Consider the following 15,584-nt stretch of genomic DNA (forward strand, 5'->3'; position numbering starts at 1 on the left):
CCTCGGCGCGCGAGGCCGGCGGGATTGCGAGCGGTGCGGCGCCTGAACGGAAGGATGACGATGCCAGACATTGTGGAAGCCCTGACCCGGGCCCTCGGACCCGAAATCGTGACGCCTGGCGAAGCTGTGCCCGAGCGCCACTGCCAGGACTGGGCCGGCCTCCCGCCAACCCGGCCGCTGGCGCTGATCCGCCCGCGCAACCGCGATGAGGTGGCAAGTGCGCTCGCCCTTTGCGCCGCGCAGGGCGTCAAGGTGGTGCCGCAGGGCGGGCTGACCGGCATTTCGGGCGCGGCACATCCCCGCGCGGATGGCGTCGTCCTCTCGCTGGAGCGGATGAACCGGATCCGTTCCGTCGATGCCGAGAGCGGCACCATGGTGGCGGAGGCCGGCGTGGTGCTGGAGGTTGCGCAGACTGCCGCCGCGGAAGCCGGGCTGCTGCTGGCCATCGACATTGGCGCGCGCGGGTCCTGTCAGCTCGGCGGCGTCATTGCCACCAACGCGGGCGGCCACAATGTGGTGCGGTACGGCATGGCGCGCGAGCAGGTGCTCGGCCTCGAGGTGGTGCTAGCCGACGGCACGATCCTCGACGACATGAATGCCCTCATCAAGAACAACGCCGGGCTGGAGCTGCGCCAGCTCTTCATCGGGTCCGAGGGGCTTCTGGGCGTGGTCACGGCCTGCGTTTTGAAGCTGCATCCGGCACAGCCCCTGCGCGAAACCGCTCTCATCGGGTGCGCCGGAACGGCGGAGGCGCTAAGTCTCCTGGGCGCGGCGAAGGCGACCCTCGGCCCGATGCTGACCAGCTTTGAAGTGATGTGGCCGAGCTTTTACGAAACCATGGCCGCGCGCTGCGCCATCACACCGCCGCTGGACGGCCGCCACGGCGCCTACATCATCCTCGAAGCGTCGGGGACGGAGGCAAACCCGCCCCGCGCCCCTTTGGAGCGGCTTCTGGAGGGGGCATTCGAGGACGGGACCATCGCCGACGCGATGCTCGCCAGCTCCCTTGCCCAGGCGCACGAATTCTGGCGGATCCGCGAGACGCCGGCTGAATATGCAAGCGTCATCGGCCCGATCATTCCGTTCGATGTCAGCCTGCCCGCATCCGCCCTTGCAGCCGCAATCGGCCGGCTCGAAGGCGAGATCGAGGCGCGCTGGCCGGGCGCGATTGCCATGAGCTACGGCCATATCGGCGACAACAACTTGCACCTCGTGGTCCACATCCCGGCGGATGGCGGCGAGCCGCCGGACGGCGCGGTGAAAGCGCTGGTCTACGGCATCGTGCGGGATCTCGGCGGTACGGTTTCGGCCGAGCACGGCATCGGCGCCATCAAGCGCGCCTATATGGGGCATTCGCGCACCCCGGCGCAGATTGCCACCATGCAGGCGATCAAGGCCGCGCTCGATCCCCGCGGTATCCTTAACCCGGAAAAGAGCTTCGACGGTCTTCCGCCGGGGTGAGGCTCGACGGGCATGCGCCCGCTTGTGATCGGGTTCGGAGCAATCTAATATCAGATAAATTTGCAACCGAAATTATGAAATTTGAAGGCCTGTGTGTTGTTGCGGGCCCTGCAGACTCTTCGCGGCAATGCTCTTTTTTCCGGATGAGTGGTGAGGCAGCCATATGGGTATCCGTCAGGATCAGACCACCAAGCATGCGTTCAGGCCCGTTGCCACCAAGCGCAGCGCGGACCTTGCCGTCGACGCCATCGCCCAGGCGATTTTCTTCTGCCACGTCAATATCGGCGAACGTCTTCCGTCCGAGGTGACCTTGTCCCGGCAGCTGGGCATCAACCGCTCTGCGCTGCGCGAGGCGCTGAAGCGGATGGAGGCCGACGGCATCCTGGAGGTGCGGCCGGGCGCTGCGGGCGGCACCTTCGTCACCGGCCGCCCGCCTGAAACCTACATCCAGCTCTTCCTTCCCGCGCCGGCCGAAGTGGCGGACTTTGTGGAGATCCTCATCACGCGACGCGCCATCGAGCCGCAGATTGTGGAGCTTGCGGCCGCCCGCGCCACCGCGCAGGACATCGAGGAGATGCGGGCGATCCTCGCACCGCTGGAGGGGATGCGCGGCAAATCCCGCGACGTGGATGACGATATCGAGACGCTGTCTCGGGCGGCACTGCAGTTCAACACTGCCCTTGGCAAGGCAACCCACATCAAATTTCTGGAAACGATCATGCAGGTGCTCAGCCAGCAGATCGAGCCGGTCCGCCGGATGGCAACGCGGGATGACCCCGCCGCCGCCATCGATACGCTCTTTCGCACACTGTCGGCGCTGGAAAAGAACGACAGGGATCTCATTTCGACCGAGCTGGAGCGCCGCTTCAACTATCTGGAACGCGCCTGGGAGAAGAAGACCGGCCGCAAACTATGGCGCGGATCTCCGAGTTTTCTGCCATCGGATGCGGCCTAGCTGCGATCTTCTGCGCTGCCGACATTGTTGTAGCCGCGCGTTTGGGTGAGATGGTCCCGCGCCAGCAAGGCGCGTGAGAAGGGACGTCTGACGTGGCGGCGACGAAAACACCCGGACGGCGGCTTGGCCGTCCACCCCGCGATGGGCGCAGCGGCACCGACGACGTGAAAGCGACTCTCCTTGCCGTCGCGTCGCAGGAGTTCGCGGCCGAAGGGTTCGCGGGGGCCCGCGTCAACCGGATCTGTGCGCTGTCGAACACCAACGTGCGGATGCTGTACCATTATTTCGGCAGCAAGGACGGGCTCTACGAAAAGACGCTGGAGCATGCGCTGGGGCAACTGCGCGCCGCCGAGCTGGATGTGAAGGTCGAGGGAGCGGAGCCGTTCGAGGCATTGCTGCTCCTGTTCGACTTCATCCATGCCCATTTCGATGCCAACCCGACGCTGATCAGGCTCCTCAGTGCTGAAAACCTGAACAAGGCACGGCATCTGAAAACCATGGAGGCGATCCCGCAGATGTCGTCGCCCGTGGCCGAGCGGGTCCGGCGGCTGGTGACGCGCGGGCAGGCGAGCGGCTCCGTCCGGCAAAGCATCGAGCCGCTTCGCCTTTATGTGATGATGGTGGCGCTGTCCTACTTCCATCTCTCCAACGTCCACACCCTGTCTGCCATCTTCGATGAAGATCTGAGCCGCGAGCCGTGGCGCCGGCAGCAGCACGCCGACGCACGGGGGATGGTTGCGGCCTATCTGACGCCCGAACGAACCGACCCGTAGCAACGGCGCATCCGACCCTGCGCAGCAGTCTGGCATGCCGCTTGCCTTCCTAATTCAGCAAACGCTTACTTTTTTGCGTTTGCCAGCGGAGGGTTCAAGAATGCGCAGACTCATCCTCGGTGCGCTCGTCGCATCGTCCATTGCCGGGCTGACCGGCGTTGCTCAGGCCGCAGACAAGATCGGCTTCATCTACGTCGGCCCGGCGGCGGACTTCGGCTACAACATGTCGATGGATCTCGGCCGCGAGTTCGTCGAGGCCAACGTCGCCGACGTGGAGACCACCGCGTTCGAGGCGATACCGGAAACGGCGGAGGTCGAGCGCGTGATGGAGCGGCTCATCAACACCGGCCACAACATCATCTTCGCCACCAGCTACGGCTACCTCGACCATGCCATCAAGCTCGGTGAAAAATTCCCGGACGTTGCCTTTCTCCATGCCGGAGGGCTGAAGACGTCGGACAACGTGGGCACCTACTGGGCCGACAGCGATGCGGGCATGTATCTGGCCGGCGTCACCGCCGGTTCGGTCAGCAAGACGGGCAAGCTCGGTTTCGTCGGCGCATTCCAGATCCCGCAGCTTCTCCGCTCCATCAATGCGTTCACGCTGGGGGCGCAAAGCGTCAATCCGGACGCCACCACCACGGTCATCTGGACCGGCGGCTGGTGGGAGCCCCAGAAGGAGGCCGAAGCGGTCAACGCCTTTGCCGACGAGGGGATCGACGTGATCGCCGAACAAGTGGATTCGCCGATCACCATCGCCCAGACCGCGCTGAAGCGCGACGTCCACGTCATCGGCAAGGATGTCGACATTTCGGACCGTGCGGGCGACGCATGGCTCACCGGCGTTTCCTGGAACTGGGGACCGATGATGGTGGAGATGGTCGAACAGATCCGGGCCGGAACGTGGACGCCCAGCCACGTGCGCGGCGACCTTGGCACCGGCAGCGCCGTGCTCGACCCGTTCGGCCCGGCAGTGCCTGCCGCCACGGCGGACGAGGTGATGGGCCTCAAGGCTGACATTCTCTCCGGCGACAAGGCCGTGTTTGCCGGTCCGATCGTGGCGCAGGACGGGACCGTGGTCGTGCCCGAGGGGGACACCATGTCGATGGAAGCCATCGAGACGATGGATTTCCTCGTCGAGGGCGTCATCGGCTCGGCGAGCTGACCCGATGACCGCCCGGATGATGGGGACGGGACCGTCCCAGGCCTGGCAGGTGAGCGCTTCTGAGGTGGACATGACCCGCCCTGCGCTGCCGGTCCGCCCGCTCAGACTGGACGCTGCGCCGCGCAACATCGTGCTCGACGCCAACAAGACCGCACTCGTGATCGTCGACATGCAGAATGATTTCTGCACCGCCGGCGGCTACATGGACAGCCGCGGCATCGACGTGACGCCCAACCGCGCGCCCATTGCGCCGTTGCAAAGGCTCGTACCGGCGGCGCGGGCGGCGGCGATACCGGTGATCTGGGTCAACTGGGGGGTCCGCAAGGACCTCCTCAACATCGCCCCGTCGGTGCGCTTTGCCCACAACCCGGACGGCGAGGGCAGCGACATTGCCTCGCCCATTCCCGGCACCCGCTCCGAAATTCTGGCGCTGGGGAGCTGGGGTGCGGAGGTGGTGGACGAACTCAACGCCAAAGGCGGCGACATTCAGGTCACCAAGCACCGGTTCAGCGGCTTCTGGGACACCGACCTTGATGCGATCCTGCGCAATCTCGGCGTCAAGTCGCTCCTGATCGGCGGCGTCAATCTCGACCAGTGCGTGATGACCACTCTGGAGGACGCCAGCTTCCTTGGCTACGACGTGGTCCTGGTGGAGGACGGCGCAGCCACCACGTCACCGGCCTGCTGCACCGAAGCTGCGCTCTACAACATCAAGCTCCTGTTCGGCTTTGTCACCCGTGCCGATGCCATCGTTGAGGGGCTGGGGGCATGACGGCACCCGGTATCACAGCGCGGCTTTCCGAACTCGGCATCACGCTGCCCGTGGTGCCGGAGCCGATCGCGCGCTTCCGTCCATTCCGGCGGGCGGGAAACATCATCTATCTCGCCGGTCAGGTTTGCGAATGGAACGGGTCGGTGACGCACACCGGCGCGCTGGGGCAAGTCCATGACCTTGCCGCCGGCCAGGCTGCGGCGCGCGTGTGCGGCCTCAACCTCATTGCGGCGCTGCAGCACGCGCTCGGCGATCTGGACAAGGTCGACCACTGCGTGCGGCTCGGCGGTTTCGTCCACTGCGTGCCGCAATATGACAGTGTGCCCCACGTCATCAACGGCGCGTCCGACCTGATGGTGGCCGTTTTCGGCGAGGCCGGGGAGCATTGCCGCACCGCGGTCGGCGTGGCGAGCCTGCCGCGGTGCGCCGCCGTCGAAGTGGATGCGATCTTTGCGGTGAAACCATGAGCGCGGCGCCTCTGGTACGCCTGCGCGGCATCACCAAACGCTTCGGCACCCTCATCGCCAACGAGGCCGTCGACCTTGATATCGGCCGGGGCGAAGTGGTTGCGCTCCTGGGCGAGAACGGCGCCGGCAAGAGCACCTTGATGAAGGTGCTCTACGGCTACAGCCCAGCGGACGCCGGCACCATCGAGCTTGATGGCGCGCCGGTGTCGCTCACCTCGCCCCGTGCCGCGATGGCGGCGGGCATTGGCATGGTGTTTCAGGAATTCACGCTGATCCCGGCCATGAGCGTGATGGAAAACCTCCTCCTTGGCTGGCCCGGTGCCCGCGCGGTGCGCCGCCGCACCGAGACGCGGGACGTGATGGCACGGCTTGCGCATCTTGCGCCGGAGATCGGGGGGCGAACGCTGGTGCGAGACCTGTCGGTGGGCGAGCGCCAGCTTGTGGAGCTTGCCAAGGTGCTCAACATCGACGCGCGCCTTGTGATCCTCGACGAGCCGACGTCGGTGCTGACGCCGCAGGAGGCGGCCCGTCTTTACGGCCTTGTGCGCACATTGGCGGGCGAAGGGCGCGCGGTGGTGATGATCACGCACAAGCTGGCCGACGTGCGCGCCTGTGCCGACAAGGTTGCGGTGATGCGCCGGGGCCGGCTGGTGGATGCCGCCCCCATCGGCAACCGCAGCGACGATGCGCTTGCGCACGCCATGGTCGGCGCCGCCGTCACGCGGAGCACGCGCGGCACGGCACGGACGCAAGGGCCGCCGCGGCTGGTGCTGAAGGACCTGTGCTGCGAGGGGACACCGGCCGCGCGCAACATCGAACTTTCGGTGCGCGCGGGTGAGATCCTGGGCGTGGCGGGCGTTGCCGGCAACGGCCAGTGGGCGCTCGCCGAAACGGTGGCGGGGCTGGTCGCGCCCGTCAGCGGCGAGGTTCTTCTTGACGGCGTCAAGGTGGCGCGGCGGCATGAGCGCGATGCCTTCGCCTCGCCAGTCGCCTACATTCCCGAAGAGCCCATCCGCAACGGCGTGGTCGGTTCGCTCACGCTGGCACAAAATCTGGCGCTGCGCGGCCTGGCGCAACGTGCCACCCGGCTGGAGCCGGATCAGACGCGCGCAACGCTCGAAGCCTTCGACGTGCGGCCGCCGGAGCCGCACCGGCGTGCGGCCACACTGTCGGGCGGCAACCTGCAAAAACTCGTCGCGGCGCGGGAGCTGGGCGCAGAACCGCGCGCCATCGTGGTCTGCTACCCCACCATGGGGCTCGATATCAGCGCCACGGAGGCGCTGCTGGGGCGCCTCGTCGCCCACGCCGAAGCGGGCGCCGCCGTCTTGTGGATCGGTGAGGAAATCACCCAGCTTCTCGATATTGCAGACAGGATTGTGGTGATGCACCAGGGCCGTGTTGTGGCGGAGCGCCGTCCGGCAGACACCACCGCTGCCGAAATCGGCCTTTTCATGGCCGGTGGTGGCCGGGCGGAGGCGGCCTGATGCGCTGGCTTCTCACCCCTGCCATTGCAGCAAGCCTGTTCCTCGCCGCGGCAAGCCTCTTCATTGCCGCCATTGGCGAGCCGCCCCTTGCCACGCTCGCCAACCTCGCGCGCTACGCCTTCGGCGACGCGTACTCCCTGTCCGAAAGTCTGGTGAAGGCGGCGCCCATCCTGTTCTGCGCGCTTGCGATCATCCTGCCGGCCCGGCTCGGCCTCATCTCGGTGGGGGCGGACGGTCAGCTTTACGTGGGCGCCCTGTTCGGCACCGGCATCGTTCTGGCGGTGCCGGGTGCGCCGGGCGTGGTTCTCCTGCCGCTGATGCTCGCCGGCGGCGCGGTGGGCGGCGCGCTCTTTGCGGCCGTGCCGGCGCTCCTGCGGGCGCGCTTTGCCGTCAACGAGACCATCACCACGCTGCTCCTCAATTATGTGGGGGTGCTTCTCGTCAATTTTGCGGTCTACGGGCCGTGGAAAGACCCGGCCAATCTCGGCTGGCCGGCCACCATCGCGTTCCCGCAAGGGGCAACGGTGCCCGGCCTCTTCGGCACGCGGGCGCACTGGGGCCTCGTGCTCGGCGTCCTCCTGGCGCTGACGCTGTTTGCGGTGTTCGGGCGCGGACGGGTGGCAACGCGCCTTCTGGTGCTGCGTGAAAACGAGCGCGTCGGGCGGATGATGGGTCTCAGCTTTTCGCGCATGGTCCTCGTCACCATGGCAATCGGCGGAGCGCTTGCCGGCCTTGCGGGGATCATCGAAGCGTCGGCCATCCAGGGGCGGCTGCAGCCGGGGCTGTCGCTGGGCTACGGCCTTTCCGGCTTTCTGGTCGCCTGGCTGTCGGGCCACAATTTCCTGCTCGCCATTCCGCTGTCGGTGCTGATCGGCGGGCTGATTGCGGCCGGGGACACGCTTCAGCTTTTCGCCAAGGTGCCGGCATCCAGTGTCACCGTCCTGCTCGGCATCCTGTTTGCGGCAATGCTGGCGGCGGCAGGCCTTGCCGGCAAACTGAAGAAGGCGGCCTGAGATGGAAGGTGCAGAATTTGCCGGCGCATGGGCCGCAGCCTCGTTGCGGGCTGCAACGCCGCTGTTGTTTGCGCTGGTGGGCGAAACCATCGTCCAGCGCACGGCGATCATCAACCTCGGGGTGGAGGGGCAGATGCTGGTCGGCGCCTGCGCCGGATTTGCCGCGGCAAGCGTGTTCGGCGACCCGGCGCTGGCGCTCATCATCGGCGGGGCGACGGGGCTTTGCCTCTCGCTGGTCCATGCCGCGCTGGTGCTGGGCGCCAGCGCCAACCAGATCGGCAGCGGCATTGCCGTTTGGATGCTGGGGCTTGGCCTCAGCGCCTATTTCGGCCGCGCCTTCGTGGGGGCCGAGGTTGTTGGCTTCGGCCCGCTCTTCGCCCATGCGGACACCGGTCTGCCCTTTGTCGACCAGCTCCTGTCGCAGCTGACCGTTGCAACGGTCATTGCCGTTCTTCTGGTGCCGGCGGCGGGGTTCTGGCTCTACCGCACGCGCGCCGGGCTGCGGTGGCGCGCTGTGGGCGAGTCGTTCGCAGCAGCGCGCGCGCTTGGTTTGCGGCCGGCCCGGATCCAGTTTGCGGCCATTCTGGTCGGCGGATTTCTGGCCGGTGTCGGCGGCGCGGTCCTCAGCGTGGACTATACGCAGACCTGGGCGCAGGACATCACCAAGGGCCGCGGGCTGGTGGCGGTGGCGCTGGTCATCGCCGCGCGCTGGAACCCCTGGCTGGCACTGCCCGTCGCGCTTCTGTTTGGCGGCAGCGAGGCGATGGTGCTGCGGCTTCAGGCCCGCGGCGTGGAGGTTTCGTCCTACCTTCTGGCGACCACGCCCTACCTGATCTGCATCGCCGTCGTGTGGTTGAGCTATGCCCGGCTGCGCGGCTCCGGCGGCATGCCGTTCGAGCTGCGCGGGGTGTTCGGCGGGGCCGGGACAAAGGGCGACCGTTGACCTCAGACCGCCGGCTTGCGCGCGGCGGCCTGAATGGCGTTCCACAACACCAACGGCGTTGCCGGCAGCTCCGTCACTTCGGCGCCGATGGTGGCCAGGGCATTGTTGATGGCGCCCAGAATTGCCGCCGGTGCGCCGGATGTGCCCGCCTCGCCAACGCCATGCGGCGCGAACGCATCGCCCGGCGCGGGCGGCAGGTGGATGCACTCCATCGGCGGCACCATGTCGGCGCGCGGCATTGCATAGTCCATGAACGAACCGGTGAGGGGTTGGCCCGAATCGTCCATCCGGATCGCTTCGCACAGCACCTGTCCGAGCCCCTGTGTTGCACCGCCCAGCATCTGCGCGTCGACACTCGCCGGGTTGACGATGGTGCCCGCGTCGTGGGCGACGAGAAGCCGTTCCACTTCCACAGTGCCGGTATCCCGGTCGATGGCGACGCAGGCGGCAAAGGCGGCCGCGGCGTTCATGGCATCGGGCGCGGGAACATGACGGCCGACCACGGTGAGCCCCGCCTCGTGCGCGCGCGGCAGAAGATGCGGCTTGAAGTGGCAGAGGTTCGCCAGCTCCCGGATCGACATCAGCGGCGCGCCACCGCCGTCGACAACGTGTCCGCCCGACAGCGAAAGCTCGGGCGCATCGCACTGGTGGAGGAGGGCGGCGGTGGCCAGAAGCCGTTCGGCCATGCGGACGGCGGCATCGCGCGCGGCCTGGCCGCCCACGGCGGTGCCGCGCGAGCCGAATGCGCCGCCGCCATAGGGGGAGTTGGCGCTGTCGCCGGAGGTGACGGCAACGTCCGCCGGTTCAATGGCGAGCGTATCGGCAACCACCTGCGCCAGCATCTGGTCGGCGCCCTGGCCCTGGTCGGTATGGCCGGTGGCCAGCCGCACCACGCCGGAAGGCTCCATCCGCAGCACAGCGGTTTCGGTGCAGGCCACGTGGACACCGCCGTCGCCGTAATAGCGCGGGCCGTTGGCGGTCAGCTCCAGCAGGCACGCAACACCGACACCGCGCAGGCGGCCATCGTCCGTCCCGGGCCGGTCGGCAAGGCTTGCTGCCAGCGCATCCAGACATTCGGCCATGCGGTAGCGTTCGATCTGAATGCCGCCCGGCGTGGTCACGGGGCCGGCGGACAGGTCATGAAGGTGGCGCAGACGAAACGCGATGGGGTCCTCTCCGCGTGACCGGGCGGCCTTGTCCATCAGGGCTTCGGTGATGAGGCAGGCGACCGGATGGCCGACGCCGCGGTAGTGGCCGAGCGGCGGGCGGTTCTGGAAGGCAAGCGTTGCCTCCACCGCCACAGACGGCACCGCGTAGGGCGCGCCGAAGATGCGCTGCGCCAACCCCGCTTCGCCAAAGCTGGTGCGCGGATAAAGGGAAAAGGCGCCGACACCGCAAAGATCCTCCAGCTTGAGACCGGTGATCTTTCCGCTGCCATCCATGGAGATCTGGCCGGTCAGCTGGTGGTCTCGCGCCTGCCCGTCGCTGAGGAGGCTTTCGCTGCGGGTGGCGACGAAGCGCACCGTGCGGCCAAGCCGGACCGCTGCGCAGACGGTTGCCATCTCGTCCTTGTGGAGTTGCTGCTTGAGGCCGAAGGCACCGCCGACATCGTCGCAGATCACCCGCACCTTGTGCTCGGGAATGTTGAGGAGCCGGGCGTAGACGTCCTGCATCTGGTGCGGATGCTGGTGGGACTGGCGGACGGTCAGCGTGCCGTCGGCCGCGTCGTAGTCGGCAACGAGGCCGCGGGTTTCCATCGGCTGCGGGGCGACACGGGCGAGAGAGAGGCTGACGGTGAGGCAGGTCGCCCCGGCCGCTTCCGCGCAGTCGCGGCCGAGCCGGGCGTGAAGGTTGGCGGGGCCGCCGCCTCCAAGGTTCGCGTGGAGGGCGGGGGCCGTGCCCTCAAGCGCCGCGCGCGCGCTCACCACCGGGTCGAGAGACCGGATCGACAGGCCAACCAGCTCCGCAGCATCGCGCGCGGCATCCGCCGTTTCGGCGACCACCAGCACGACGGGCTCGCCCACGTAGCGCACGGTGCCGTCGGCCAGCGGGCCTTCGGCAGGCACCCGCGCGTCCGGAAAGGCACCGTGGATTGCCTGCCAGGGCTGGCAGAGGCTGGAAAGATCCTGCGCGGTGAACACCGCCACCACGCCGGGCGCCGCGAGCGCCGCTGCGGTGTCGATGCCTTCGATCTCGCCGTGTGCCTCGGGGGAGCGCACGAACACGGCGTGGAGCATGTCGACCGAGCGGGTGTTGGCGACGAAACGGCCGCGGCCCCGGATGAGGCGATCCCATCGCACGTTTGGCAGCGAGCGGCCGAGTGCGCCGGGCGAAACGGTGTGTGCAGTGTCCATGGATCTCCGTATCACAAATCGCGCACCGGCCGCGTTGCGCGCCGGCAGGCTTGTTTCCGCGCCGGGCCGCGTTTGTCCGTATGCATTCCGGAGGCCGACACAACGTCCGGCCCCGGTTGTGCCGCGGCTGTGGCCGGCGTGATCAAGGTCAATGCTGTACTGCGGCAACGTCCTTACGCTCCGCCCGCAAACGAGTTCGACGAGACCGGGCTGACCCGCTAAGGGCGCAGTGGCGAGGATGCTGGCCAGCGACGGGGCACGCCGTGTTTCCGGCGTGACCGTCCATGTTGACGGAGGCTTTCATGTCCGCGCGTGAACGAGGCGATGACGGGGCACCCATGCAATATATCGAGAACCGGACCTATGGCGAGATCGAAGTCGGCGATACCGCCGCGCTGACCCGCACGCTGAAGCCGGAAGACATCGAGCTGTTCGCCGTCATGTCGGGCGACGTGAACCCCGCCCATGTCGATGCCGAATACGCCAGAACCGACATGTTCCACGGCGTGATTGCACACGGGATGTGGGGCGGCGCGCTGATCTCTGCCGTCCTTGGCACCGAGCTGCCGGGCCCTGGCACCATCTTCCTCAATCAGACGCTGCGTTTTTCGGCGCCCGTGGGGATCGGCGATACGGTGGTGGTCAGCGTGACGGTCACCGAAAAGCGGCCCAACGGGCGCCTCCTTCTCGACTGTACATGCCGCAACCAGACGGGCGCGACGGTGATCGAAGGCGTGGCGGAGGTGATTGCCCCGCGCGAAAAAGTGCGCCGGCCGCGCGCGGTGCTGCCGGCGGTGCACCTGCACGTGCAGGGCGCCCAGTATGCCAAGCTGATTGCTGCGACCGAGGCACTCGACCCTGTCCGCACAGCCGTCGTGCATCCTTGCGACGCCCTCTCCATCACCGGCGCCTTGGAAGCGGCGCGGGGCGGGATGATCGTGCCGGTTCTGGTCGGTCCGCGCGCCAGGATCGAAGCGGCTGCGGCCGCCGCGGGGCTGAGCCTCGACGGGATCGAGATCGTCGATACGCCGCACAGCCATGCGGCGGCTGCCTCGGCAGTAGCGCTGGCGCGCGCCGGCACGGTGGAAGCGATCATGAAAGGCTCGCTCCACACCGATGAACTGATGGACGCGGTGGTGGAGCGCAGCGGCGGGCTCAGGACCGAACGGCGGATGAGCCACATCTACGCACTGGACGTTCCGACCTATCCCAAGCCGCTCCTCATCACCGATGCAGCGATCAACATCTATCCGGACCTCGGGGTGAAGCGGGACATCGTGCAGAATGCCATCGACCTTGCCCACGCCCTCGGCATCGAATTGCCGAAGGTCGCCATCCTGTCGGCGGTGGAGACGGTCAACCCGCGGATCACCTCCACGCTGGAGGCCGCGTCGCTCTGCAAGATGGCCGACCGGGGGCAGATTACCGGCGGCTTGCTGGACGGGCCGCTGGCGTTCGACAATGCCATCTCGCCGGTGGCGGCGGCGGCGAAGGGCATCCGCTCACAGGTTGCGGGCGATGCCGACATTCTGGTCGCGCCGGATCTTGAGGCGGGCAACATGATGGCCAAGCAGCTCATCTACCTTGCCGGGGCGGATGCGGCGGGGATCGTCCTTGGCGCGCGGGTGCCGATCATCCTCACCAGCCGCGCCGACAGCCGGGCCGCGCGGCTGGCGTCCTGTGCGCTGGCACAGCTCTTCATCAGCCGCACGCCTGCGCGCCAGCTATGAGCGATACGGTCCTCGTCCTCAATGTCGGTTCGTCGAGCATCAAGTTTGCGCTTTATGGCGACCCCGCCGCCCGCCCGCTCCTGCGCGGCAAGATCGCCGGCATCGGCATTGGCGCTGGCCCGGTTCTGTCCGCGCGCGACGAAGCCGGAAACGTGGTGCCGGCGGACGAGATTCCGGCGCAGGACCCGGCGGCGGGACATGATGCCCTCATCCCGTCGCTGCTGACGTGGCTGGCCGGCTATCAGCGCGGCACCCGCATTGTGGCGGCAGGGCACCGGGTGGTCCATGGCGGGCGGGACCTTGCGGGTCCGCAGATGGTAAGTGATGCGCTGCTTGCAGAACTTGACGCGCTGGTGCCGCTGGCGCCGCTCCATCAGCCGCACAATCTGGCGGCCATTCGCGCGGTGTCCGCCTTCATGCCCGGCCTGCCGCAGGTTGCCTGTTTCGACACCAGCTTCCACCGCACGCAGGATCGCCTGGCCCAGCTGTTTGCCCTGCCCCGTGCGCTGACAGACGCGGGGATCATCCGCTACGGCTTTCACGGCCTCTCCTACGAATATGTGGCCAGCGCGCTGCCGGTTCATCTGGGCGGCCGCGCCGAGGGGCGCGTGCTCGTGGCACACCTTGGCAACGGGGCGAGCGTCTGCGCCATGCGGGCGCGCCAAAGCGTTGCCACCTCCATGGGGTTCACCGCGCTCGACGGGCTGATGATGGGTCGCCGCTGCGGTGCCATCGACCCCGGCGTCCTCCTTCATCTGATGGAAGGGCACGGGATGACAGCGGCAGAGGTGGCGCATCTTCTTTACGAGGAATCGGGTTTGTTCGGCGTGTCCGGCCTCACCAACGATGTGCGCGTGCTGGAGGCAAGCACTGCCCCCGAGGCGCAGGAGGCGCTTGCGCTTTTTGCCTATCGCGCCGCTTGCGAGATGGCATCGCTCGCCGCCGCCATGGAGGGGCTGGACGCCATCGTCTTCACGGCCGGCATCGGCGAAAATTCTGCGCTGGTGCGTGATGCGATCTGCGCCCGGCTCGGCTGGCTGGGCGTTGCGCTGAACAAGGACGCCAACGCCGCCAATGCGGCGCGCATCAGCGCAGCTTCGTCGCGCGTGGATGTGCTGGTGCTGCCGACCGACGAAGAAGGCGTCATCGCCCGCGCCACCCGCGCGCTCACTTCGGGCTGACGCGCAGAAGGGTCATGAAGGTTTCGATTGCGGTGTCGCAACGCGCCGCCACCGCGGCCGATGACAGCGGGGGCATCACGCCGATCACACGCCGGATCTGAAGGTCGCCGACCAGAAGGCCGATGAGCCACCCCGTCATGTCCGCCGCCGGAGGATCACCGGGCGCGCGCAGCCGCGCCACCAGCGTTTCGATAAGGGGCTGGATCTCGTTGCGGCCCCCTGCCGAAATGGCCGCGCCAAGCTCCCCCGTGGGATCGGACGCCGCGGCCCGGTTGAGCAGGATCGCCCGCTCGCCGAGAATCATCGTGAGAAAGACCGGTGCAAACTGCCGGAGCGCTTCGGCGGGATCGTCCGCCGTCGCGGCGGCCTCCAGCACGGTTTTGATCTCGGCGGCATTGTCCCGCACCATCGCCTCGAACAGGCCGCGCTTGTCGCCGTACCAGCGATACAGCGTTTCGTTCGACGCTTTCGCCGCCCGCGCGATGCTCAACATCGACGCGCCGGAATAGCCCTTTTCAGCCAGAAGCGCGTAGGCCGCCCGCACGATCGCCTCGTGCCGCGGCTTCCTGTTTTCGTCCCGCATGGTGCTGTCCGACATGGTGTTGCAGCAATCCGTACACAATGGTACGGATGTGGCAAGGCGTACCGATATGTACGCTTATGAGGGGAGGTGACAATGCGTCTTGCAAGCCTGGTCATGATTTTCGTTTCGCTGCTGTCCAGTGCGGCGATCTTCGGCTTTTTCTATGCGTGGGTGTGCTCAACCATGTGGGGTCTGGATGCTGCCGACCCGCGGGTCGCCATCGCGGCAATGCAGGCGATGAATGCTTCGGTCCGCAACGCGGTGTTTGCGCCGGTCTTCTTCGGCACACCCGTCTACCTCGCGGTGACGGCAGCCCTCCTGTGGGCACGCCGCGCGCGGCAGAGCGCCGGCCTGTTTGCACTGAGCGCCGCGGTTTCCCTCGTTCTCGGTGCCGGGCTCACGATGGCCGTCAACGTGCCGATGAACGAGGCGCTGGCGCTTGTCGTCATTCCGGATGATCCGGATGCTGCCCGCGCGATCTGGCAGGATTTTTCGGCCCCCTGGCAGGTGTGGAACCAGATCCGCACCGCCGGCTCCGGGGCTGCGTTCCTGATTGCGGTTCTGGCGGTGCTCAAACTGCCGCGGGCGGCCGGCGCCTGACGCGCTTGGGGCGGGCGCCGGTCCAGAGTGTCGCAATGTGGCGGGGCTGCAACAGCCGGATTTCGTCCAAGTCTTCGTGCTGATAACGCCTTGCGGTCAAAAG

At 67.5% G+C, this 15,584-nt stretch carries 14 protein-coding genes; 12 read left to right on the forward strand and 2 right to left on the reverse strand.

The genetic code is table 11. The features are described 5' to 3' along the window. The first annotated feature begins 60 nt into the window (after positions 1–60). From RDV64_RS09735 to RDV64_RS09775, 9 genes are all read left to right on the forward strand, one after another. Positions 61–1,461: an FAD-binding oxidoreductase gene (locus tag RDV64_RS09735; RefSeq protein WP_309199059.1), complete on the forward strand. Its 1,401-nt coding sequence runs from the start codon at positions 61–63 to the stop codon at positions 1,459–1,461. A 163-nt stretch (positions 1,462–1,624) separates the two neighbouring features. Further along, positions 1,625–2,416 carry an FCD domain-containing protein gene (locus RDV64_RS09740; RefSeq protein ID WP_309199060.1) on the forward strand — a complete coding sequence of 264 codons (792 nt, stop codon included), beginning with the start codon at positions 1,625–1,627 and terminating at the stop codon, positions 2,414–2,416. Between the two features lie 92 nt (positions 2,417–2,508). Then, on the forward strand, positions 2,509–3,189 hold the full coding sequence (locus RDV64_RS09745) for a TetR/AcrR family transcriptional regulator (protein ID WP_309199061.1): 681 nt from the start codon (positions 2,509–2,511) through the stop codon (positions 3,187–3,189). A 100-nt stretch (positions 3,190–3,289) separates the two neighbouring features. Beyond that, positions 3,290–4,354, forward strand: a complete 1,065-nt coding sequence (locus tag RDV64_RS09750) for a BMP family ABC transporter substrate-binding protein (RefSeq protein ID WP_309199062.1) — start codon at positions 3,290–3,292, stop codon at positions 4,352–4,354. Between the two features lie 4 nt (positions 4,355–4,358). Beyond that, positions 4,359–5,126, forward strand: coding sequence for an isochorismatase family cysteine hydrolase (locus tag RDV64_RS09755; RefSeq protein WP_309199063.1), 768 nt, complete (start codon positions 4,359–4,361; stop codon positions 5,124–5,126). Continuing rightward, positions 5,123–5,593, forward strand: coding sequence for a RidA family protein (locus RDV64_RS09760; protein ID WP_309199064.1), 471 nt, complete (start codon positions 5,123–5,125; stop codon positions 5,591–5,593). Before RDV64_RS09755 ends, RDV64_RS09760 begins: the two co-directional genes overlap by 4 nt. Beyond that, complete coding sequence (locus RDV64_RS09765; RefSeq protein ID WP_309199065.1) at positions 5,590–7,077, forward strand: ATP-binding cassette domain-containing protein; 1,488 nt, start codon at positions 5,590–5,592, stop codon at positions 7,075–7,077. Before RDV64_RS09760 ends, RDV64_RS09765 begins: the two co-directional genes overlap by 4 nt. Next, entirely contained in the window at positions 7,077–8,090 is a 1,014-nt protein-coding gene (locus RDV64_RS09770; RefSeq protein ID WP_309199066.1) for an ABC transporter permease, read from the forward strand. Before RDV64_RS09765 ends, RDV64_RS09770 begins: the two co-directional genes overlap by 1 nt. 1 nt (position 8,091) lies before the next feature. Further along, complete coding sequence (locus RDV64_RS09775; RefSeq protein WP_309199067.1) at positions 8,092–9,033, forward strand: ABC transporter permease; 942 nt, start codon at positions 8,092–8,094, stop codon at positions 9,031–9,033. A 2-nt stretch (positions 9,034–9,035) separates the two neighbouring features. On the opposite strand, the gene RDV64_RS09780 is transcribed toward RDV64_RS09775, so the two are convergent. Next, the gene (locus RDV64_RS09780) at positions 9,036–11,387 is read right to left on the reverse strand and encodes a xanthine dehydrogenase family protein molybdopterin-binding subunit (RefSeq protein WP_309199068.1); all 2,352 of its coding nucleotides are present in this window, start codon (positions 11,385–11,387) and stop codon (positions 9,036–9,038) included. 338 nt (positions 11,388–11,725) lie between these two features. Between RDV64_RS09780 and RDV64_RS09785 the strand changes: the two genes are divergently transcribed. Beyond that, positions 11,726–13,117: a bifunctional enoyl-CoA hydratase/phosphate acetyltransferase gene (locus RDV64_RS09785; RefSeq protein ID WP_309199470.1), complete on the forward strand. Its 1,392-nt coding sequence runs from the start codon at positions 11,726–11,728 to the stop codon at positions 13,115–13,117. Then, positions 13,114–14,298, forward strand: a complete 1,185-nt coding sequence (locus tag RDV64_RS09790) for an acetate/propionate family kinase (protein WP_309199069.1) — start codon at positions 13,114–13,116, stop codon at positions 14,296–14,298. The genes RDV64_RS09785 and RDV64_RS09790 overlap by 4 nt, the downstream gene beginning before the upstream one ends. Here RDV64_RS09790 and RDV64_RS09795 read toward each other — a convergent pair. Next, positions 14,285–14,896 (reverse strand): TetR/AcrR family transcriptional regulator, encoded by a 612-nt coding sequence (locus RDV64_RS09795; RefSeq protein WP_309199070.1) that lies wholly within the window; start codon positions 14,894–14,896, stop codon positions 14,285–14,287. The genes RDV64_RS09790 and RDV64_RS09795 overlap by 14 nt on opposite strands. 78 nt (positions 14,897–14,974) lie before the next feature. Here RDV64_RS09795 and RDV64_RS09800 point away from each other — a divergent pair, with 78 nt between their 5' ends. Beyond that, a complete protein-coding gene (locus RDV64_RS09800; RefSeq protein WP_309199071.1) occupies positions 14,975–15,481 on the forward strand; it encodes an anthrone oxygenase family protein in 507 nt (168 codons plus the stop codon). The last annotated feature ends 103 nt before the right edge of the window (positions 15,482–15,584 follow it).

Source organism: Acuticoccus sp. MNP-M23 (assembly GCF_031195445.1).
Lineage (GTDB): Bacteria > Pseudomonadota > Alphaproteobacteria > Rhizobiales > Amorphaceae > Acuticoccus.